The organism is Nocardioides abyssi (genome assembly GCF_030412915.1).
Taxonomy (GTDB): domain Bacteria; phylum Actinomycetota; class Actinomycetes; order Propionibacteriales; family Nocardioidaceae; genus Nocardioides; species Nocardioides abyssi.
In genome coordinates, this window is the sequence record NZ_JAUHJR010000001.1 from 165,978 (window position 1) to 185,018 (window position 19,041).

Annotated in this window: 19 protein-coding genes and 1 tRNA gene; 12 read left to right on the forward strand and 8 right to left on the reverse strand. The window is 73.9% G+C overall.

Annotation, left to right across the window (positions count from 1 at the left end):
• Nucleotides 1–44: 44 nt before the first annotated feature.
• On the forward strand, nucleotides 45–476 hold the full coding sequence (locus tag QWY29_RS00805) for a nuclear transport factor 2 family protein (protein ID WP_300959582.1): 432 nt from the start codon (nucleotides 45–47) through the stop codon (nucleotides 474–476).
• Here QWY29_RS00805 and QWY29_RS00810 read toward each other — a convergent pair.
• A complete protein-coding gene (locus tag QWY29_RS00810) occupies nucleotides 466–1,329 on the reverse strand; it encodes an NmrA family NAD(P)-binding protein (protein WP_300958728.1) in 864 nt (287 codons plus the stop codon). The two genes, QWY29_RS00805 and QWY29_RS00810, sit on opposite strands and share 11 nt — an antisense overlap.
• A 138-nt stretch (nucleotides 1,330–1,467) precedes the next feature.
• Between QWY29_RS00810 and QWY29_RS00815 the strand changes: the two genes are divergently transcribed.
• Entirely contained in the window at nucleotides 1,468–2,052 is a 585-nt protein-coding gene (locus QWY29_RS00815) for a VldE C-terminal domain-containing protein (protein WP_300958729.1), read from the forward strand.
• A gap of 24 nt (nucleotides 2,053–2,076) precedes the next feature.
• Here QWY29_RS00815 and QWY29_RS00820 read toward each other — a convergent pair whose 3' ends face one another.
• Nucleotides 2,077–3,180 (reverse strand): citrate synthase 2, encoded by a 1,104-nt coding sequence (locus tag QWY29_RS00820; RefSeq protein WP_300958730.1) that lies wholly within the window; start codon nucleotides 3,178–3,180, stop codon nucleotides 2,077–2,079.
• 80 nt (nucleotides 3,181–3,260) lie between these two features.
• Between QWY29_RS00820 and pdxH the strand changes: the two genes are divergently transcribed.
• The 4 genes from pdxH (at nucleotide 3,261) to QWY29_RS00840 (ending at nucleotide 8,190) form a co-directional block, all read left to right on the forward strand.
• On the forward strand, nucleotides 3,261–3,935 hold the full coding sequence (gene pdxH / locus QWY29_RS00825) for a pyridoxamine 5'-phosphate oxidase (RefSeq protein ID WP_300958731.1): 675 nt from the start codon (nucleotides 3,261–3,263) through the stop codon (nucleotides 3,933–3,935).
• A 406-nt stretch (nucleotides 3,936–4,341) separates the two neighbouring features.
• Entirely contained in the window at nucleotides 4,342–5,940 is a 1,599-nt protein-coding gene (locus QWY29_RS00830; protein ID WP_336621818.1) for an MDR family MFS transporter, read from the forward strand.
• A gap of 14 nt (nucleotides 5,941–5,954) precedes the next feature.
• Nucleotides 5,955–6,443, forward strand: coding sequence for a MarR family winged helix-turn-helix transcriptional regulator (locus tag QWY29_RS00835; protein ID WP_300958732.1), 489 nt, complete (start codon nucleotides 5,955–5,957; stop codon nucleotides 6,441–6,443).
• A 229-nt stretch (nucleotides 6,444–6,672) separates the two neighbouring features.
• Nucleotides 6,673–8,190: an IPT/TIG domain-containing protein gene (locus tag QWY29_RS00840; RefSeq protein ID WP_300958733.1), complete on the forward strand. Its 1,518-nt coding sequence runs from the start codon at nucleotides 6,673–6,675 to the stop codon at nucleotides 8,188–8,190.
• A gap of 32 nt (nucleotides 8,191–8,222) precedes the next feature.
• On the opposite strand, the gene QWY29_RS00845 is transcribed toward QWY29_RS00840, so the two are convergent.
• The 3 genes from QWY29_RS00845 to QWY29_RS00855 form a co-directional block, all read right to left on the reverse strand.
• On the reverse strand, nucleotides 8,223–9,848 hold the full coding sequence (locus QWY29_RS00845) for a glycoside hydrolase family 13 protein (protein WP_300958735.1): 1,626 nt from the start codon (nucleotides 9,846–9,848) through the stop codon (nucleotides 8,223–8,225).
• 44 nt (nucleotides 9,849–9,892) lie between these two features.
• Complete coding sequence (locus tag QWY29_RS00850) at nucleotides 9,893–10,594, reverse strand: hypothetical protein (protein WP_300958737.1); 702 nt, start codon at nucleotides 10,592–10,594, stop codon at nucleotides 9,893–9,895.
• A gap of 136 nt (nucleotides 10,595–10,730) precedes the next feature.
• Nucleotides 10,731–12,101, reverse strand: a complete 1,371-nt coding sequence (locus QWY29_RS00855; RefSeq protein ID WP_300958739.1) for a cryptochrome/photolyase family protein — start codon at nucleotides 12,099–12,101, stop codon at nucleotides 10,731–10,733.
• A gap of 57 nt (nucleotides 12,102–12,158) precedes the next feature.
• Here QWY29_RS00855 and QWY29_RS00860 point away from each other — a divergent pair, with 57 nt between their 5' ends.
• Together QWY29_RS00860 and QWY29_RS00865 are read left to right on the forward strand one after the other, a co-directional pair.
• Nucleotides 12,159–12,845 (forward strand): iron-dependent transcriptional repressor DtxR, encoded by a 687-nt coding sequence (locus QWY29_RS00860; protein WP_300958741.1) that lies wholly within the window; start codon nucleotides 12,159–12,161, stop codon nucleotides 12,843–12,845.
• Between the two features lie 205 nt (nucleotides 12,846–13,050).
• Entirely contained in the window at nucleotides 13,051–13,371 is a 321-nt protein-coding gene (locus QWY29_RS00865) for a hypothetical protein (protein ID WP_300958742.1), read from the forward strand.
• Here QWY29_RS00865 and QWY29_RS00870 read toward each other — a convergent pair.
• Nucleotides 13,322–14,161: a Sir2 family NAD-dependent protein deacetylase gene (locus tag QWY29_RS00870; protein ID WP_300958744.1), complete on the reverse strand. Its 840-nt coding sequence runs from the start codon at nucleotides 14,159–14,161 to the stop codon at nucleotides 13,322–13,324. The two genes, QWY29_RS00865 and QWY29_RS00870, sit on opposite strands and share 50 nt — an antisense overlap.
• On the reverse strand, nucleotides 14,158–14,427 hold the full coding sequence (locus tag QWY29_RS00875) for a DUF2277 domain-containing protein (RefSeq protein ID WP_300958745.1): 270 nt from the start codon (nucleotides 14,425–14,427) through the stop codon (nucleotides 14,158–14,160). Before QWY29_RS00875 ends, QWY29_RS00870 begins: the two co-directional genes overlap by 4 nt.
• A 23-nt stretch (nucleotides 14,428–14,450) precedes the next feature.
• Here QWY29_RS00875 and QWY29_RS00880 point away from each other — a divergent pair, with 23 nt between their 5' ends.
• Nucleotides 14,451–15,656 carry a saccharopine dehydrogenase family protein gene (locus tag QWY29_RS00880; RefSeq protein WP_300958747.1) on the forward strand — a complete coding sequence of 402 codons (1,206 nt, stop codon included), beginning with the start codon at nucleotides 14,451–14,453 and terminating at the stop codon, nucleotides 15,654–15,656.
• A gap of 43 nt (nucleotides 15,657–15,699) precedes the next feature.
• Here QWY29_RS00880 and QWY29_RS00885 read toward each other — a convergent pair.
• Nucleotides 15,700–15,772: transfer RNA gene (locus QWY29_RS00885), tRNA-Arg, on the reverse strand.
• Between the two features lie 132 nt (nucleotides 15,773–15,904).
• On the opposite strand from QWY29_RS00885, the gene QWY29_RS00890 reads away from it, so the two are divergent.
• The 3 genes from QWY29_RS00890 (at nucleotide 15,905) to QWY29_RS00900 (ending at nucleotide 19,035) form a co-directional block, all read left to right on the forward strand.
• Entirely contained in the window at nucleotides 15,905–17,473 is a 1,569-nt protein-coding gene (locus QWY29_RS00890) for a sulfatase family protein (RefSeq protein ID WP_300958749.1), read from the forward strand.
• Nucleotides 17,474–17,563: 90 nt separating this feature from the next.
• Entirely contained in the window at nucleotides 17,564–18,820 is a 1,257-nt protein-coding gene (locus QWY29_RS00895; RefSeq protein WP_300958751.1) for an LCP family protein, read from the forward strand.
• Nucleotides 18,817–19,035 carry a hypothetical protein gene (locus QWY29_RS00900; protein WP_300958752.1) on the forward strand — a complete coding sequence of 73 codons (219 nt, stop codon included), beginning with the start codon at nucleotides 18,817–18,819 and terminating at the stop codon, nucleotides 19,033–19,035. Before QWY29_RS00895 ends, QWY29_RS00900 begins: the two co-directional genes overlap by 4 nt.
• The last annotated feature ends 6 nt before the right edge of the window (nucleotides 19,036–19,041 follow it).

Genomic DNA, 19,041 nt, shown 5'->3' on the forward strand with positions numbered 1-19,041 from the left:
ATCGGCGTGTGCGCCGGCCCGGGGCGGAGGACGATCGAGCGGTGATGCTCGACGACCCGCACCAGGTGGTGGTGCGCGCGCTCGACGCGCTGGCCGCCGACCTGGCGGACGGGGACGTCGTGGCCGCGGCCGAGCACTTCGTGGCGTGGGGCTCGATCTGGGGCGACGAGCTGCGCGAGGAGGCGCTCGGGTCGGCCGAGGTGGCGGCGTACCTCACCCACGTCGTCCGCGGGCCGCACACACTGCGCTGGGACGTCGAGCAGTCGTGGGCGTGCCGGCGGGCGTCCCAGGTGTGGTTCGTCGCGGACGCCGACGTGGTGCTGCGGCCCCGGGGCACCGACGGGCCGAGCGAGCGGCGCGCGGCGCGGGTGTCCGGGGTGCTGGTGGCCGACGGCGGCCGGTGGCGCTTCGAGCTGTTCGCCGGCTTCCAGGCCGCCGTCCTGCCGCCGCTGCGCCTGGTCGGCGTCAGTCCCTGACGCCGGTGCCCAGCGCCTGCCGCACGGCCTCGTCGAGCGGGGTGACGGGTCGGCCCAGCAGCGACTCGAGGTCGGCCGGGTCGACGACGAGCTCCCCGGCGGCGATCGCGCGGTCGACGTCGGCGAGGACCGCGTCCATCGGGGCCGGCACGCCGGCGCCGGCGAGGACCTGCTGCAGCTGCTCGACGGGCACGTCGGTGTAGGCGACGTCCTGCCCGATCGCCGCGGAGACCGCGGCGGCGAGCTGTGGCAGCGTGACGGCCGGGCCGCCGAGCTCGTAGGTCCGGCCCGCGTGGCCGGAGCCGGTGAGCACCGCGGCGGCCGCCTCGGCGTACTCCGCACGCAGCGCGACCGACACCCGGCCGTCGCCGGCGGCCCCGAGCATCCCGTGCTCGCGGTAGGTCGCCACCTGGTCGGTGTAGTTCTCGACGTACCACGCGTTGCGCAGCACGGTCGTGGTCAGCCCGCTCGCGGCGAGGAGCTGCTCGGTCTCGCGGTGGGCGCCGGCGAGCAGCATCGAGGTCGTCGTCGCCCGCGGCGCCGAGGTGTACACGAGGTGGCCGACGCCCGCGGCGACCGCGGCCTCGACCACCGTGCCGTGCTGGGCGACCCGCTCGGGCTCGGTGCCGGAGACGAGCAGCACCTTCTCCGCGCCGGCCAGGGCCGTGTCGACGGCGGCACGGTCGCCGAGGTCGACCCGCTCCACCCGGACGCCGCGCCCGGCGAGGTCGGTGATCCGCTCGACGGCGCGGCCGGTGGCGGTGATCTCGGCGGCGGGCACGCCGCGCTCCAGCAGGGACTCCACGACGAGGCGGCCGAGGTGGCCGGTGGCTCCGGTGATGACGATGGACATGCCGGCCCCAACGCCGGCGGTGCCCGGTTCCTTCCCCCGGTCGCCGGCGCATGGCCCGGTCCGGTGGTCCCGACGGCCGATCGGTCGAGGTGCGGCCGAACCGACCCGGCCGCCCGGCGGCGTACCTAGCCTCGTGCGGTGCCCTCCCCGCTCCGCCGCCTGCTCGTGCCCCTGCTCGTGTCCCTGCTTACGAACGTCCTGCTCCTCGCCGCCGTGCCGTCGTCACCGGCGTCGGCCGCGATCGAGGACTACGCGTCCTACCAGCCGCAGACGCGGTGCTCGCCGTCGGCGAAGCCGGGCACCGTCGCGCTCGGCCGCTGGCTGGTGAAGAAGTACGGCGGGTCCTACGGCGGCGTCTCGCGCAGCTGCGGGGGCGGGACGTCGGAGCACGCGGAGGGCCGCGCGTTCGACTGGACCCTCGACGCGCGCCGGAAGGTCGACCGCCGGGTCGCCCGGGCGTTCCTCCGCGACGTGCGGGCCGCCGACGGCAAGGGCCGCGAGGACGCGAAGGCCCGCCGGATGGGGATCATGTACCTCATCTGGGACGACCGGATGTACGCCGCGTGGAACGGCTTCGAGCCCGAGCCCTACCTCAGCTCGTCGTGCCGCAAGCGGGCGAAGTGCTCCACCACGCTGCGGCACCGCGACCACCTGCACGTCTCGCTGACGCGCAAGGGTGGCCGCGGCGCCACGTCGTGGTACGCCGGGCGGGTCGCCGGCTGAGGCCGGCTGAGGCCGGCCGAAGGGCTACTTCGCCCAGTCGGCCTTCCAGCCGTCGATCTCCTCGGGGCCGCGCGAGCCGGGGCCGGTGTAGACGGCGGAGGGGCGGATCAGCCGGCCGGTGCGCTTCTGCTCGAGGATGTGCGCCGACCAGCCGCCGGTGCGGGCGCAGGTGAACATCGAGGTGAACATGTTCGCCGGGACCTCCGCGAAGTCCAGGACGATCGCGGCCCAGAACTCCACGTTGGTCTCGAGCACGCGGTCGGGGCGACGCTCGCGCAGCTCGGCCAGCGCGGCCTTCTCCAGCGCCTCGGCGACCTCGTAGCGCGGGGCGTTGAGCTCGCGGGCGGTGCGACGCAGCACGCGGGCGCGGGGGTCCTCGGCGCGGTAGACGCGGTGGCCGAAGCCCATGAGGCGCTCGCCCTTGTCGAGCAGGCCCTTGACGTACGCTTCTGCGTCGCCGGACTCCTCGACGTCGCTGATCATGCCGAGCACGCGCGAGGGGGCGCCGCCGTGCAGCGGGCCCGACATCGCGCCGATCGCGCCCGAGAACGCCGCGGCGACGTCGGCACCGGTGGAGGTGATGACCCGAGCGGTGAAGGTCGAGGCGTTCATGCCGTGCTCGGCCGCCGAGGACCAGTAGGCGTCGATCGCCTTGACGTGCTTGGGGTCGGCCTCGCCCTTCCAGCGGATCAGGAACTTCTCGGCCAGCGTCGCACCCTCGTCGACCACCGACTGCGGGACGACCGGCTGGTGCAGCCCGCGGGCGGACTGCGCGGCGTACGACAGCACCATGACCGCGACCCGGGAGAGGTCGGCGCGCGCCTGCTCGTCGGAGATGTCGTAGGTCTGGCGGAAGCCGAAGGCCGGCGCGAGCATCGCGATCGCGGCCTGGACGTCGACGCGCACGTCGCCGGTGTGCACCGGGATGTTGTAGGCCTCGGCCGGCGGCAGGCCGGGGTCGAAGGAGCCGTCGATGAGCAGGCCCCAGACGTTCTCGAACGGCACGCGGCCGACGATGTCCTCGATGTCGACGCCGCGGTAGCGCAGCGCCGAGCCCTCCTTGTCCGGCTCCGCGATCTCCGTCTCGAAGGCGACGACGCCCTCCAGCCCGTGGTGAACGTCCACCATCGTCCTGACTCCCTTGTCCGTCCGTGGCGCACCCGAACCGGTGGCCCCGCGCATTCTGTACCCATCCCTACGCTGGCGGCATGGCCGACCCCGCACGAGACGCAGCCGCCGAGCTGGACCTGCGCAGCCTCCGCCACGAGTACGCCGCCGCCGGGCTCGCCGAGGACGACCTCGCCCCCGACCCGGTCGCGATGTTCCGCCGCTGGTTCGCCGAGGTGGAGGACGCCGTCCACGAGCCGAACGCGATGGTCGTCGCCACCGTCTCGCCCGAGGGGCGACCATCCTCGCGGATGGTGCTGCTCAAGGGGCTCGACGAGCGCGGGTTCGTCTTCTTCACCAACACCCACTCGCGCAAGGGCACCGAGCTGGCCGCCAACCCGCACTGCGCGCTGCTCTTCCCGTGGCACCCGCTGGAGCGGCAGGTCCGGGTCGACGGGGTGGCCGAGCCGTTGTCGCGCGAGGCCGTCGCCGACTACTTCGCGGTCCGCCCGCGCGGCTCGCAGCTGGGCGCCTGGGCCTCGCGCCAGTCCCGCCCGGTGGCCGGCCGCGACGAGCTCGCCGCGGCGTACGACGAGGTGGAGCGGCGCTTCGCCGACGTGCCCGACGGCGAGCTGCCGGTGCCCGGGGAGTGGGGTGGCTACCTCGTGCGCCCGGAGGCCGTGGAGTTCTGGCAGGGGCGCCCGGGCCGGATGCACGACCGGCTGGTCTACACCCGGACGGGTGACGCGTGGACCACGCAGCGGTTGGCCCCGTAGCCCTGCCGAGATATTGGCTTGAGCGCCCGGATGTCGCGACCTACCGTTGCGGCACACGGGAAAGGAGGTGGTCCGAAGAATGAGTTCTTCCAGGACGCGTGAGGTGGCTGCCCGCTAGCAGCCCCAGCAGGACGACGGGGCGGCACCGCCCCTGAGGCTGCTGGCGAATCCACAGCAGCTGCCCGACCCCCAGGTGAACCGGCTCCGTCCGCCGGCTGGGTCCTCGACTCGAGGACCACACCTGGGGGTCGCTGCATTTCCGGTCCGACGTCTCGAGGCCCGCCGCCGGTGGGTGCCGCTGTGGCACGCGACAAGTTGTCCGGAGCAACCACCTCGGAATAAAGTTGCTTCGGTCAACCTTTAGACCTGCATGACCGCCACCGACGTACCCCCGAAGCGAGAACCCGTGACCCAGGCACCACCCGCACCCCCCGCGCCGTCCGCCGAGACCTCCGGCGAGATGACCCACCGCGAGATCCTGGAGGCCCTCTCCGGCCTGCTGCTCGCGATGTTCGTCGCCATGCTCTCCAGCACCGTCGTCAGCAACGCGCTCCCGCGGATCGTCACCGACCTCGAGGGCAGCCAGAGCGGCTACACCTGGGTCGTCGTCGCCACCCTGCTGACCATGACGGCGACCACCCCGATCTGGGGCAAGCTGGCCGACCTGTTCAGCAAGAAGCTGCTGGTGCAGGCCGCGCTGGTCATCTTCGCGATCGGCTCGCTCATCGCCGGTCTCGCGCCGAACATGGAGGTCCTCATCGGGGCCCGCGCGTTCCAGGGCCTCGGCGTCGGTGGCCTGACCGCCCTGGTGCAGGTCGTCATCGCCTCGATGGTCAGCCCGCGCGAGCGTGGTCGGTACGCCGGCTACATCGGCGCCGTGTTCGCCACCGCGACCGTCAGCGGCCCGCTGCTCGGCGGCCTGATCGTCGACTCCCCGCTCGGCTGGCGCGGCTGCTTCTACGTCGGCATCCCGGTGGCCCTGCTCGCCTTCGTGGTCCTCCAGCTCAAGCTGCACCTGCCGGTGGTCAAGCGCGAGGTCAAGATCGATTACGCCGGCGCGACGCTGATCGTCGCGGGCGTCTCGATCCTGCTCGTCTGGGTCTCGCTGGCCGGCGACCAGTTCGCCTGGGCCTCGGGCACCACCGCCGCCATGCTGGTCGCGGCCGTCGCGGTCATCGCACTGGCGATCTACGTCGAGGGCCGGGTCGCGAGCGAGCCGGTCGTCCCGCTGCGGCTCTTCCGCGACCGCACCACCTCGCTGGCCACCCTCGCCTCGGTGATGATCGGCGTGGCGATGTTCGGCTCGACGGTCTACCTCAGCCAGTACTTCCAGATGTCGCGCGGCATGACCCCGACCCACGCCGGCCTGATGTCGATCTGCATGGTCGGCGGCCTGCTCGTCTCGAGCATCGTCTCGGGCCGTATCATCACCAACACAGGCCTGTGGAAGCGCTGGCTGGTCGGCGGCTCGGTGCTCGTCGTGGTCGGCTTCGCGCTGCTCGCGAACATCGACGCGAAGACCTCGCTGGTCCAGGTCGGCCTCTTCATGGCCGTGCTCGGTGTCGGCATGGGCGCGACGATGCAGAACCTCGTGCTCGCGGTGCAGAACAACGCCAAGGCCGCCGACCTCGGCGCCGCCAGCTCGGTGGTCGCGTTCTTCCGCTCGATCGGCGGCACGATCGGCGTCTCCGCGCTCGGTGCGCTGCTCGCCCACCAGGTCGCGGACTCGATGGCCTCGGGGCTGCGCGAGCTGGGTGTCGACCCGTCCGCCGGTGGCGGCAAGGGCAGCATCCCGGACCTCTCCCAGCTCCCGCCCGAGATCCGCGGGCTCTACGAGACCTCGTTTGGGGACGCCACGGGCCACCTGTTCCTGGTCTCGGTACCGTTCGCCCTGGTCGCGCTGCTCTGCGTGCTGTTCATCAAGGAGGTGCCGCTGCGCACCACCACCGGTGACGAGCCCGAGACGGTGGCCCCGGAGGCGACCGACGAGCTCGCCCGGCGATGACCATGTCCCACACGATGACCAGCACCATGACGGCGAGCGGCCGGACGGAGGTGAGCGGGGTGCGCGACGAGTCGTTGCGTGCGCTCGAGCAGGAGGTCGGCGTCCTCATCCGCCGCGTCCGCCGCGTCATCGGCGTCCGGGCCCGGGCGGTCCACCCCGAGCTGCAGCCGGCGTCGTACCCCATGCTCGGCTACCTCGCCAACGAGGGCCCCGTGCGGGCCTCGTCGATGGCGGAGGTCTTCGGCATCGACAAGGGCGCGATCAGCCGCCAGGTCCAGCACCTCATCGAGCTCGGCCTGGTCGACCGGTCGCCCGACCCCGACGACGGCCGCGCCACGCTGCTGTCGGCGAGTGAGCACGGCGTACGCCGCCTCGACGAGGTCGCGGCCATGCGCCGGGCCTACCTCGACCAGCGCCTGGGTGACTGGTCCGACGAGGAGCTGGCGCACTTCGCCGACTCGTTGGGGCGCTACAACGCCACGCTGGGCCTCGAGGACGAGTAGCCCGCACGCACACGCCGAGGAGGCCGGGAGCGACGTCGCTCCTGGCCTCCCGTGCGTCCGGGGCCGGTCCGGTCGGGGTCGGTGGCGGTGTCGCCACGTCCCCACAACAGGTGACGCGTCGGCCGGGGCGGGCTGCGAACGTGGTGGCGCCGGACCCCGGCAGCGACGGCTCGTGGGTCGTCCCGGGTCGGCGCCGAGCCTCGGGGCACCTGCGACGTAGGGGAGACCCATGCACGCCCTCAGCACGCTCACCGTCCGCACCGCCTCCGTCGGCGCCCTCGTCGTGGCCCTCGTCCCGGCGCTGGCGGCACCCGGTGGCGGCAGCGCGGTCGGCGCGCCGCCCCCGGCGGCCGGGTCGGCCGTGACGTCGTCCGGACCCGCGGCGGTCGGCGCCGGCCGCGCCGCGACCCCGCGACCGAGGATCACCGGGGTCGCGCCGGCGTCCGGGCCGACGGCCGGAGGGGCCCGGGTCGTCATCCGGGGCAAGAACCTCGCCGCCGTCGGACGCGTCACCGTCGGTGGTCGGCGCGCCGTGGTGCTCTCGAGACGTCGTGACCGGGTGGTGGTCCGCACCCCGGAGGCAGGGACCTGCGCCCGGACCTCCGTCCAGGTGCGCGTGCACGCCCGCGGGGTGCGCAGCCGCACCGGCCCGCGGTCGCGCTACACCTACCTGGGGAGGACCGTCACCCCGGCGGTGGCCGGGGGCGAGCACGTCAGCGTCGCCCTCCGTCGCGACGGCGTGGTGCTCGCCTGGGGCAGCGGGAGCGACGGGGTGCTCGGCCAGGGGCACACCGGCGAGACCGCCGTGCCGGTCCGGGTCCGGGGACTCGGGTGCGTCCAGGCGGTCGCCGCGGGCAGCAAGCACGTCGCGGCCCTCACCGCCGGCGGCGCGGTGTGGTCCTGGGGCTCCGCGCGGATGGGGCAGGCCGGGGACGGCTACCTGGGGATCCGGCTCCGCCCCAGCCGCGCCCACCTCGGTGCGCGCGTCGTGCAGATCTCCGCGGCCGGCGACAAGACCGTGGCCCTGACGGCGAGCGGCGTCGTCGCGGGGTGGGGATGGGAGACCGCCGGCGAGCTCGGGCGCGGCCGGTACGTCACCAAGACCCCGGTGGTGGTGGACTCCTTCCGCGAGGTCCGTGAGGTGGTCGCCGGGGCGGCGAACGTCCTCGTGGTCCGGCGGGACGGTTCGCTGTGGGGCACGGGGTCCGGGGCGGCGCTCGCGGTCGACGCCGACAGCTCCACCACGCGACCGTTCGAGGTCGCGGTCCCGGGTGACGTCGTCGGGGTCCGCGTCGGCCGGGGCAGCGTGCACGCGGTGACCTCGGACGGCGCGCTGTGGGGGTGGGGCCTCAACGCCGGCGAGGCCGCGGGGGCGGTCGGCCTGGGGCACTCCGGACCGCCGGTCCGGACGCCGACCGCGACCTCGCTGACGCAGGTCGTGGCGGTCGCCGGGACCACCCCGCAGGGCCTGGCCCTGCGCGACGACGGGTCCGTGTGGGGCTGGGGCTGGTGCCTGGACTGCGACCCGGCCGGCGGGGCCCCCGGGGAGGGCACCCGCTACGCGCCGACCCAGGTGCCGGGGCTGACCGACGTCGTCCGGATCGCGGCGGCCCACGGCCGCTTCCACGCGATCCACGCCGACGGGCGGCTGTCGGTCTGGGGTCGCAGCTGGGTGCTGCCCGGGGGTGACATCCAGCAGGTCGTGCCGGTCCCCACCACGGTGCCGGGTGTCGACCTCCGGCCCTGACGGCCGGGTCGACCCCGGCCGTCAGCCCCGGCTCAGGCGGTGGTGACCCAGGCAGCGCTGTCCGGCGGCAGCCCGTCGACGACCGGCGCGCTCGCGAGCAGCAGCTCGCCGTCGGGCAGCGGCACGGTCTGCTCGCCGCAGTTGACGACGACGGTGACCGGGCCGCGGCGGAGGAGCAGCACGTCCTCCGAGCCGCCGTCGAGCACCTCGACCTCGTCGCCGGCGGTGGTCGCGAACGTGCGTCGCGCCGCCAGCGCGGAGCGGTAGAACGCCAGCGTGGAGTCCGGGTCGGCGGCCTGGGCCTCCATCGTCAGCGGCGCCCAGTCCAGGGGCTGCGGCAGCCACGGCTGCTCGCTGCCCGGGCCGAAGCCGTACGGCGGGGCGTCGCCGCTCCACGGCACCGGCACGCGACAGCCGTCGCGGCCGACCTCGCCGGTGCGGAACCAGGACGGGTCCTGGCGGAACGCGGGCTCCACGTCGACCTGCTCGAGGCCGAGCTCCTCGCCCTCGTAGAGGTAGGAGGAGCCGGGCAGGGCCAGCATCGCGAGCGTCGCGGCCTTGGCCCGGGCCAGGCCGACCGGCCCGCCGCCGTACCGCGTGGTGTGGCGGACGACGTCGTGGTTGCTCAGCACCCACGTCGGGGACGCGCCGACCGGGGCCATCGCGTCGAGGGTGCCGGTGACGACGTCGGCGAAGGCCTTGGCCGACCACGGGGCGAGCAGCCAGGCGAAGTTGAACGACTGCTGCATCTCGTCGGGGCGCACGAAGCGGGCCATCGACTCCGGCGTCTGCGTCCACGCCTCGGCCACCATCATCCGGTCGCCGTCGTACTCCTCCAGCACGGTGTGCCAGCGGCGGTAGACGTCGTGGACCTCCGGCTGGTCCCACATCGGCTCGTCGCGCAGCGTCCGCTCGACCATCGAGTGCTCCTCGTTGATCGGGGCGCCGCTGCCGAGCTCCTCGCCCTCGCCGACCTCCTGGTCGCGCAGGCCCTCCTCCTTGACCAGGCCGTGCGCCACGTCGATGCGGAAGCCGTCGACGCCGCGGTCGAGCCAGAAGCGCAGGACGTCGACGAACATGTCGCCGACCTCGGGGTTGCGCCAGTCGAGGTCGGGCTGGCTGGAGTCGAAGAGGTGGAGGTACCACTGGCCGTCGGGCAGCTGGGTCCACGCCGGGCCGCCGAAGACCGAGAGCCAGTTGTTCGGCGGCTCGCCGGGCCGGTCGGCGGGGGAGTCGCGGAAGATGTAGCGCGCCCGCTCGGGGCTGCCCTTCTCCGCGGCCAGCGCGGCCTGGAACCACACGTGCTCGTCGGAGGTGTGGTTGGGCACGAGGTCGACGATGACCTTGAGGCCGAGGTCGTGCGCGGTGGCGACCAGGGTGTCGGCGTCGGCGAGCGTGCCGAACCGCGGGTCGACGTCGCAGTAGTCCGCCACGTCGTAGCCGTGGTCGTGCTGCGGCGAGGTGTAGAAGGGCGTCAGCCACAGGGCGTCGACGCCGAGGTCGCGGAGGTACGGCAGCCGCGAGGTGATGCCCGGCAGGTCACCCACGCCGTCGCCGTCGCTGTCGGCGAAGCTGCGGACGTAGACCTGGTAGGTGACCGCGTGGCGCCACCACTCCGAGCGGCTCTCGGGCGCTGCGTTTTGATCGTTCAAAGCCATGCGGTCCATGGTGTCAGACCGCCGTGGCGCCGCGGCCGGGTGCGTCAGCCGAAGGTCGCGGGGTCGATCTCGAACCACACCTGCTCGGCCGCGGCCAGCACCTCCCCGTCGGCGGTCCGCAGCGTGGTGGCCGTCCGGTGCTTGCGGCCCTCGACGGAGCGGACCGCGCCGGTCACGACGTGCTCGACGCCGGCCTCGGGCAGCGCCAGCACCTGCGCGGTCATCGAGCCGAGCACCATCGCCCGCTCGCCGATCCCGGCCGCCCACGCGCCGGCGCAGTCGATCGCGGCCCAGGTCGCCTCGAGCGTCGTGTGGTCCGGGTGCGGGGTCCACGGCGCGGCCACGAGCCCCTGCTCCACCGGGCCGGGGAAGATCCGCAGCCCGTCGCCGTCGGCCCGCTCCGGCCCGCACGAGAAGCAGTGGCCGAACGGATGGCTGGCGAACCCGTCGTACGCCGCCGCGGCGGTGCGCGCGGCCTCGGGACCGACCGCGGGCAGCGGCTCGGGGTCGGCGCCCGGCCGGGCCTGCAGCACGACCTCGCCGTCGCGGGTGGCGACCGTCCAGCCGTCCTGCTCACCGACCTCGAGCGGGGTGTCGAGCGGCGGCGGCTTGCGCAGCCGCACCTCGACGGCGCTGCCGCCCACGCCGGCGACGTGGCCGGCCACCGCGCCGGCGCACCACCCGCCGTTCCCCGACCCGGGAGGGCCGTTGAAGCGGGCAGGCACGGTCAGGCTCGACGTGGTCATCGGCCCATCCTCTCGCGCCCTCCGCTGGTTGAGCCGGCGAGCCCCGGGCGGTTGAGGAAGGCGCGCAGCGCCTGTCTCGAAACCCGGTGACGTGCCCGGGGCCCGCGCCCACGGCTCACCAGCGGGGGCACAGCGGCTAGCGGATGTGCTCCCAGCGGGCGAGGGCCTCGCGGCGCTCCTCGGCGTGGTCGACGACCGGCTCGGAGTAGCCGACGGCCGCACGCACCTCGCTGCTCGGCTCGTGCGGGTCGGGGACCCGGTCGGGGTCGCGCAGCTCCTCGACCCAGCGGCGGACGTAGGCGCCGTCGGGGTCGAACTTGCGGCCCTGCCCGGTGGGGTTGAAGACGCGGAAGAACGGCGAGGGGTCGGTGCCGGAGCCGGCCACCCACTGCCAGCCGTGGTTGTTGGAGGCCAGGTCGCCGTCGGCCAGCCAGTGCAGGAAGTGCCGGGCGCCGTGCTGCCACTCCACGTGCAGGTCCTTGACCAGGAAGCTGGCGGTGATCATCCGGACCCGGTTGTGCATCCACCCGACCGAGCGCAGCTGCCGCATGCCGGCGTCGACGACGGGGTAGCCGGTGCGGCCCTCCTGCCAGGCCTCGAACAGCTCCCCGGGCTCGTCGTAGGCGAGCGAGGCGTACTGCGTCTTGTAGTACTCCCGGGCGGTGCGCGGCTGGTGCCACAGCACGTCGGCGTAGAACTCCCGCCAGCCCAGCTCCTTGCGGAAGGTCGCCGCGCCCGCGCTCCGGCGGCGGGAGAGGTCGGCCAGCAGCTGGCGGGGGTGCACCTCGCCGTACTTGAGGTGCACCGACATCCGCGAGGTGCCGTCGGTGCCGGGCTCGTTGCGGGTCGTGTCGTAGTCGTCGATGCCGCGCTCCAGGAAGTCCGACCACCGGGCGTGGGTCGCCTCCTCGCCGGCCACGGGGACCTCCAGCCCCGCGGGCAGCCGGGGACTGGGGACGTCCGTGGTGCCCTCGTCGAGCGCGAGCCAGTCGCCGTGGTCCGGGGCGTCCTGTGGCGCCGGCCGGTCCTGCTGCTCCCAGACGCGGTGGAACGGGGTGAAGACGCGGTAGTGGTCGCCCGAGCCGTTGTGGACGGTGCCCGGCGGCACGACGTACGGCGAGCCGGTGCGCGCGAGCCCTACGCCCGCCTCGCCCAGCGCCGCCTCGACGGCCTCGTCGCGCTGCCGGCCGTAGGGGCCGAAGTCGGCCGCGACGTGCACCCGCTCGGCGCCGACCGCCCGGGCCGCAGCCGGGACGCGACGCACCGGGTCGCCCCGCACGACCTGCAGACCCGGCGCGCCCAGGTCGCGCAGGGAGGCGTCCAGCGAGCGCAGCGAGGCGGCGAGGTAGGCACGCCGGCTGGGACCCGCGGGCCCCCACAGGTGGGGGTCCAGGACGAACAGCGGGAGCACCGGCCCCTCCGCGCAGGCCTCCAGCAGAGCGGGGTTGTCACGCAGCCGCAGGTCGCGGCGGAACCACATCACGGTGGGGCGGGTCTCACGGGGCACGGGGGGCCGGTGCCCAGCGACGTGCCCCCGCAGTGCCGATGGGACACAATGACCGGCGTGAGCGACCTGATCGACACCACCGAGATGTACCTCCGGACCATCTACGAGCTGGTCGAGGAAGGGATCGTCCCGCTGCGTGCGCGGATCGCCGAGCGCCTGCACCAGAGCGGCCCGACGGTCTCCCAGACCGTCGCGCGCATGGAGCGTGACGGTCTCGTGACCGTCGAGGGTGACCGTCACCTCGAGCTGACCGACGAGGGCCGCCGGCTCGCGGTGCGCGTGATGCGCAAGCACCGGCTCGCCGAGCGGCTGCTCACCGACGTCATCGGCCTGGAGTGGGAGCTGGTCCACGAGGAGGCGTGCCGCTGGGAGCACGTCATGTCCGAGACCGTCGAGCGGCGCCTGCTGGAGCTGCTCGACCACCCGACCGAGTCGCCCTACGGCAACCCGATCCCCGGCCTCGACGAGCTGGGCCAGGAGTCGCTGCCCGAGGGCTTCATGGAGGGCGTCGAGCCGCTGTCGAAGGCCGCCGGGTTCGACGAGGGGCGGGTGCTGGTCCGGCGCATCTCCGAGGAGATGCAGAAGGACGAGGTCCTGATGAGCGCCCTGCGCCGCGTCGGCGCCCTGCCCGACAAGACCGTCACCGTCGTCGCCACCGAGGAGGGCGTGCTCGTCGGCTCCGGCGGCGAGACCGCCGAGATCGTGCCCGAGGCCGCCAACCACATCTTCGTCCGCCGCCTCTGACCTGCTCCGACCGGCCGGCCTTCATCGGCCGCCGCCCCGCACACCTGAGCGGTTCTGCGGTCTCAGCCCTCGTGGATGTCCTGGCGGTCTGGACGGGCACCCCCTAGTCTGGCGGATGGCGTCACCGAACCCCCCACGGTGCCGTTGCACGTCCGGTCGACCATGTGGTCGGCCGACCGATGGAGGGGAGAGCATGGTGCACCGCTTGTCGACGTCCGAGGCGGTCGGTGGGGCCGACCGTGTGCGGATCGCGCACTCGGCCACCTCGTTGACGCACGGCCTGGAGCCGCACGAGGGCGTCGTCCTGGTCGATGACGGCGGCGAGCAGCACCTCGCCGTCGTGGCCGACATCGAGTTCGAGCTGGAGGACACCGTCTACGTCCTCGAGGTCGGCGCACGCGTGCCTGAGGAGACCGCGGACCGCCTGGTCGCGGGCGCCGGTGAGCCCGCCGGTGAGGAAGGCGTCACCGAGGTGATCAGGCTCCTGGGCGAGCTGCGCCGACGCGTCGGCCAGCGAGCTCCCTGAGCAGCTCGCTGCACCCCACGTCGAGCTTGTACGTCGCCAGGTCGTCGCCGCGGGTGGCGCCCCGGTTGACGACGACGACCGGCGTGCCGGCCTTGGCCGCGCGCCGGACGAACCGGAAGCCGCTCATCACGGTCAGGCTCGAGCCCGCGACCAGCAGCGTGCCGCCCGTCGCGGCCAGCCCGTCGACGGCGGAGTAGCAGCGCTCGACCCGGTCGGCCGGGACGTTCTCGCCGAAGAACACGACGTGCGGCTTGAGCACGCCGCCGCACTCCTCGCAGGCGGGCACCACGAACTCCGCGACGACCGCGGGGTCGTCGAGCTCGACGTCGCCGTCGGGGTTGACCGCGACCGCGGCGTGCCGCTCGGTGAAGCCGGGGTTGGCCGCGGTCATCCGGTCGTGCAGCGCGGCCCGGCTCGAGACGGCCCGGCAGTCGAGGCAGACCACCTCGGCGATCCGGCCGTGCAGGGCGACCACGCTGCGCTGGCCGGCGCGCTCGTGCAGGCCGTCGACGTTCTGGGTGATGAGCAGGTCCGGGTCGAGCGCCGCGAGCGCGTGGTGACCGAGGTTGGGCTCCGCGTGCCGCATCCGGCCCCAGCCGAGGTGGCTGCGCGCCCAGTAGCGCTGCTGCGCGGCCGGCCCGGAGACGAACTCCGCGAAGAGCATCGGCGAGCGCGGCGGTCGGCCCGGCCCGCGGTAGTCGGGGATGCCGGAGTCGGTGGAGAGGCCGGCGCCGGTCAGCACCACGAGCGGCCCGGACGCGAGGAGGTCCAGCGCGGCGGCGTACGTCATCGGGCGTAGCGGAGCGCGGCCCGGGCGCGTGCCTTCTCCGCCTCGACCTCGCGGTCCTTGGGCGGCGCGGTGGTGACCAGGTCCTCGAGCAGGTGCCGGGTGGCGTGCGCGACCTCGGCGACGGCGCGGTCGAAGGCCTCCTGGTTGGCCTTCGAGGGCTTGGCGGTGCCGCTGACCTTGCGGACGTACTGCAGGGCCGCCGCGGTGACCTCGTCGCCGGTGGCGGGCGGCTCGAAGTTGTGGAGGGGGCGGATGTTCCGGCACATGACTCCAGCGTACGTTTCCTCACATGGCCAGCGACCGCTCTTCCGACCGCCCCTACGACGTCGTCCTGCTCGGGGCCACCGGCTTCACCGGCGGCCTGACCGCGGAGTACCTCGCCGAGCACGCGCCCGCCGGCCTGCGCTGGGCGCTCGCCGGGCGCAACGCCGACAAGCTGGCCCGGGTGCGCGAGCGCCTCGTGCGCATCGACGGCGGCCTCGCCGACCTGCCGCTGCTCACCGCCGACAGCTCCGACCCCGCGTCGCTCGCCGAGCTCGCCGGCAGCACCCGCGTCGTCGTCACCACCGTCGGGCCCTACCTCACCCACGGCGAGCCGCTGGTCGCCGCGTGCGCCGAGGCCGGCACCGACTACCTCGACCTGACCGGCGAGCCGGAGTTCGTCGACCGGATGTTCACCGCTCACCACGAGACCGCGCAGCGCACCGGTGCCCGGATCGTCCACGCCTGCGGCTTCGACTCCATCCCGCACGACCTCGGCGCCTACTTCACCGTCCAGCAGCTCGCGCCGGTCGACGGCCCGCTGGCCCTGCGCGGCGTGGTCCGCGGCGGCGGGACGGTCTCCGGCGGCACGTTCCACTCCGCGATGACCCAGTTCTCCCGCGCCCGACAGATGCGCTCGGCCTCGGTCGAGCGCCGCGCGCTGGAGAAGCGGCTCGGCCAGCGCCCGCAGGGCCGCTCGTCGCGCGCGGTCGCCGGCAAGCCCGGCAAGGACGCGGTGACCGGCTACTGGCTGCTGCCGCTGCCCACCATCGACCCATTCATCGTCGCCCGCAGTGGTGACGCGCTCGCGGCGTACGGGCCCGAGTTCCGCTACTCCCACTTCGCCGGCACCAAGACCCTGCGGTACGCCGCGGGCGGCGCCGCCGGCGTCACGGCCCTGACCCTTGCCGCCCAGGTCGGCCCGGTGCGCAACGCGCTGCTCGGCCGGATCAAGCAGGGGGAGGGCCCCGACGAGACCCGCCGCGCGAAGTCCTGGTTCACCGTCGACTTCGTCGGCGAGTCCGGCGGCCGCACCGTCCACACCCGCGTCTCCGGCGGCGACCCGGGCTACGGCGAGACCGCGAAGATGCTGGCCGAGTCGGCGCTGTGCCTGGCCCTCGACGACAACCCGGAGGCCTCCGGCTCGGTCACCACCGCCGCGGCCATGGGCGACCACCTGCTGGCCCGGCTGCAGTCGGCCGGCATCCGCTTCGAGGTCCTCGACCGGCCCTGACGGGCACCCATGGGGACGCGGGAGGAACGCAACGGGAACCGGGTGCCCCAGGCAGGAGTCGAACCTGCGACCTTTCGCTTAGGAGGCGGCTGCTCTATCCGCTGAGCTACTGGGGCGTGGCGACAATCCTGGCAGGCCCGGCATGTGTCCGCGATGCGAGGGTCACCGGGTCGATTCCTTAACCTTGAGGGACGACGCGGGGCCGAACCGGGTCGGCACGCTGACGGGGAGCACGGGGGAGGGCGACGATGGTGCGACGACTGGTCGTCCTGCTCGGCATCGTCCTCGCGGTGGTCGTGGCGGTGACCGCGGCGCTCGCCTCCCCGATGCGCGAGGACCACCCCCCGACGGCCGAGCGGATCGCGCCGACCGCGGGCCAGCGCTCGGGGATGAACACCGACGGCTACGACTACGAGCGGCCCCGGCACCTGCCGGACGCGCGCCGCGCGGACGACGACCGCCCCAACGTCGTGCTGATCACCACCGACGACCAGGCGCTCAGCGACATGCGCTGGATGCCCAAGACGCGGCGGTGGCTGGGCCGCGGCGGGGTGACCTTCCGCAACATGATCTCGCCGCACCCGCTGTGCTGCCCGGCTCGGGCGGAGATCCTCACCGGCCAGTTCGCGCAGAACAACGGCGTCCACACCAACGCCGGCCCCTACGGCGGCGCCGGCGCGCTGAAGGACCCGGACAACACCCTCGCCGCCTGGCTGCAGGAGTCCGGCTACCTGGTGGGGATGAGCGGCAAGTACCTCAACCAGTACGACGCCACCCAGGGCGTCCCGAACGGCTGGGACTACTGGAACGTCAGCACGACCAACCAGTTCGGCTACCTGCGCTACCCGATGTACGGCAACGGCGACCCGGTCTTCCACGGTCGGGAGTACTCCAGCGACGTCGTCCGCGACGACACCGTCCGGCTGGTCGAGGACTGGTCGGAGACCGGGCAGCCGTTCTTCATCTGGGCCAGCTACTACGCCCCGCACGGCCTGTGCCAGGACGCCGCCGGCTGCGCCAAGCCGCCGCTGCCAGCGCCGCGGCACCGCACGCTCTACCGCGGCGTGGAGTCGCCGTCGGTGCGCAAGCCGTCCTTCGACGAGGACGACGTGCGCGACAAGAGCCACGAGATCCGCAAGCGCGACAAGGTCGGCCGCCGGGCGGTGACCCGCCTGCACCGCCAGCGGATCCGCGCGCTCGCCGCGGTCGACCAGGGCGTCGACCAGACCTTCAAGGCGCTGCGCCGCGCCGGCGAGCTCGACGACACCGTCGTGCTCTTCACCTCCGACAACGGCTACCTGCTGGGGGAGCACCGCTACCGCGGCAAGATCCTCCCCTACGAGGAGTCGATCCGGGTGCCGCTGCTGGCCCGCGGCCCCGGCTTCCCGAAGGGTGCGACGCGCCGCCAGACCGTGACCACCGTCGACCTCGCGCCGACGATCCTCGACCTCGCCGAGGTCGAGCCCGGCCGGGTCGTGGACGGCCGGTCCATGATGCCGTTCGTCCGGGACCGCGACCGCCGGCGCCGCGACACCGACATCCTGGTCCAGGCCGGTGGCCGGCCGGACGAGAGCCCGACGCCGTGGTGGTACCGCGGCGTGCGCAACGAGCGGTGGACCTTCGTGCGCTGGAGCGAGACGGGCTTCCTCGAGCTCTACGACAACCGCAAGGACCGCTACCAGCTGGAGAACCTGGCGTACGACGCGCGCCACCGGCCCGTCGTCCGGGAGATGAAGCGGCGGCTCGTGGCGCTGCGCGACTGCTCCGGCGCCGCCTGCCGGGTCGACCTCGGACCGCCGCCGCGCCCGCGTCGGTGAGCGCGCGCGCCTGAGAAGTCGCTGAGGCCGTTTGGGGTTACCCGCGGGTGCCGGTCAGAATGGGATGTTCCTCCGATGCGAAGGTGACCCATGTCCGACGAGCAGCCCGCGCCCGCGGACGATGCGGGCGCCCCGCGCGCCGAGGCCCGCCGCAAGCCCGACACCCGTGGGCGCTCCGGTCGTCGCAAGGCCCGGGCCCGCCGCCGGCACACCGTCGCCCGGGTCCTCGTGGCCACCACGCTCGTGCTGGCGATGGTCACCGGGCTCGCGATGGTCTTCCTCTACCGCTCGCTCAACGGCGACCTGACCGTCGAGGACCTCTCCGAGCAGCTCGGCGACGACCGACCCTCCGAGGTCGCCGTCGACGGGCCGCAGGACCCGCTCAACATCCTGGTCATGGGCGACGACACCCGCGAGGGCGCCGGCAACGCGATCGACCAGGAGGCCGGCGGCGGCTCGGACACCACGCTGCTGTTCCACCTCTCCGCGGACCGCAAGAACGCCTACGGTGTCAGCATCCCGCGCGACTCGCTGGTCGACCGGCCCGAGTGCTTCACCGAGGACGGAGGAGTCATCCCGGCCGAGGAGGGCGCGATGTGGAACGCGGCGTACTCCGTCGGCGGCCCGGCCTGCACGATGCGGCAGTTCGAGCAGCTGACCGACATCAAGCTCGACAACTACGTCGTCGTGGACTTCCAGGGCTTCCAGGACATGGTCGACGCGATCGACGGCGTCGAGGTCTGCATCCCCGAGGACATCTCCGACCCCGCGCACGGGATCAACATCCCGGCGGGCACCCGCGAGATCGAGGGCAAGGAGGCGCTCAACTACGTGCGCGCCCGCTACACCCTCGGCGACGGCTCCGACATCGGCCGGATCAAGCGGCAGCAGGCGTTCATCGCGGCGATGGCCAAGAAGGTCGTCTCCGGCAACGTGCTCGCCCGCCCCGACCGGGTCGTGAACTTCCTCGACGCGGCGGTCGACTCACTGACCACCGACTTCGACAACCTGTGGCAGATGGGCAAGGTCGGCTACAGCTTCCAGCACATCGGCCTGGACAACATCAAGTTCATCACCGTGCCGTTCGAGTACAGCGACGTCGACCCCGGCCGGGTCGAGTGGCTCCCCGAGGCGGAGCTGATCTGGAAGCGGGTCATCAACGACGAGCCGCTGAGCCGCCGCCTCCAGGACGGCGTCATCGACGCCGGCAACGTGCCCGGCCTCGGTGGGCCGTCGCAGGGCCCCAGCGGCTCGCCGTCGGGTGGTCCGTCCTCGTCGCCGTCGGGCAGCCCGGCCGCCGACGAGGACCGCGCCCGGGAGCTCGAGGCCGCCGGGCTGTGCGCATGACCGCCGGCAGCACGGGTGGCAGCACGGATGGCGAGAGTGGCGGCGGCTCGGACCGGCCGCTCAGCGACTGGGAGAGGGCCCGCCGCCGGGCGGAGGTCTTCGGCGAGGTGCTGCCCGAGACCACCCGCGACGAGCGCGACGACCCGGACGCACGCAGCCGCCGGGACGGCGACACCTGGCTGAAGGAGCAGGTGCCGCCGCACCACGGCGGCTGACGGACG

Excerpts from the sequence above, each read along its gene's own strand:
- QWY29_RS00900 (WP_300958752.1), top strand. The coding sequence starts at position 18,817 with ATGACCGCCGGCAGCACGGGTGGCAGCACGGATGGCGAGAGTGGCGGC.
- QWY29_RS00875 (WP_300958745.1), bottom strand. The coding sequence starts at position 14,427 with ATGTGCCGGAACATCCGCCCCCTCCACAACTTCGAGCCGCCCGCCACC.
- QWY29_RS00840 (WP_300958733.1), top strand. The coding sequence starts at position 6,673 with ATGCACGCCCTCAGCACGCTCACCGTCCGCACCGCCTCCGTCGGCGCC.
- QWY29_RS00845 (WP_300958735.1), bottom strand. The coding sequence starts at position 9,848 with ATGGCTTTGAACGATCAAAACGCAGCGCCCGAGAGCCGCTCGGAGTGG.
- QWY29_RS00870 (WP_300958744.1), bottom strand. The coding sequence starts at position 14,161 with ATGACGTACGCCGCCGCGCTGGACCTCCTCGCGTCCGGGCCGCTCGTG.
- QWY29_RS00835 (WP_300958732.1), top strand. The coding sequence starts at position 5,955 with ATGACCAGCACCATGACGGCGAGCGGCCGGACGGAGGTGAGCGGGGTG.
- QWY29_RS00810 (WP_300958728.1), bottom strand. The coding sequence starts at position 1,329 with ATGTCCATCGTCATCACCGGAGCCACCGGCCACCTCGGCCGCCTCGTC.
- QWY29_RS00820 (WP_300958730.1), bottom strand. The coding sequence starts at position 3,180 with ATGGTGGACGTTCACCACGGGCTGGAGGGCGTCGTCGCCTTCGAGACG.
- QWY29_RS00890 (WP_300958749.1), top strand. The coding sequence starts at position 15,905 with ATGGTGCGACGACTGGTCGTCCTGCTCGGCATCGTCCTCGCGGTGGTC.
- QWY29_RS00850 (WP_300958737.1), bottom strand. The coding sequence starts at position 10,594 with ATGACCACGTCGAGCCTGACCGTGCCTGCCCGCTTCAACGGCCCTCCC.
- QWY29_RS00880 (WP_300958747.1), top strand. The coding sequence starts at position 14,451 with ATGGCCAGCGACCGCTCTTCCGACCGCCCCTACGACGTCGTCCTGCTC.
- pdxH (WP_300958731.1), top strand. The coding sequence starts at position 3,261 with ATGGCCGACCCCGCACGAGACGCAGCCGCCGAGCTGGACCTGCGCAGC.
- QWY29_RS00805 (WP_300959582.1), top strand. The coding sequence starts at position 45 with ATGCTCGACGACCCGCACCAGGTGGTGGTGCGCGCGCTCGACGCGCTG.
- QWY29_RS00895 (WP_300958751.1), top strand. The coding sequence starts at position 17,564 with ATGTCCGACGAGCAGCCCGCGCCCGCGGACGATGCGGGCGCCCCGCGC.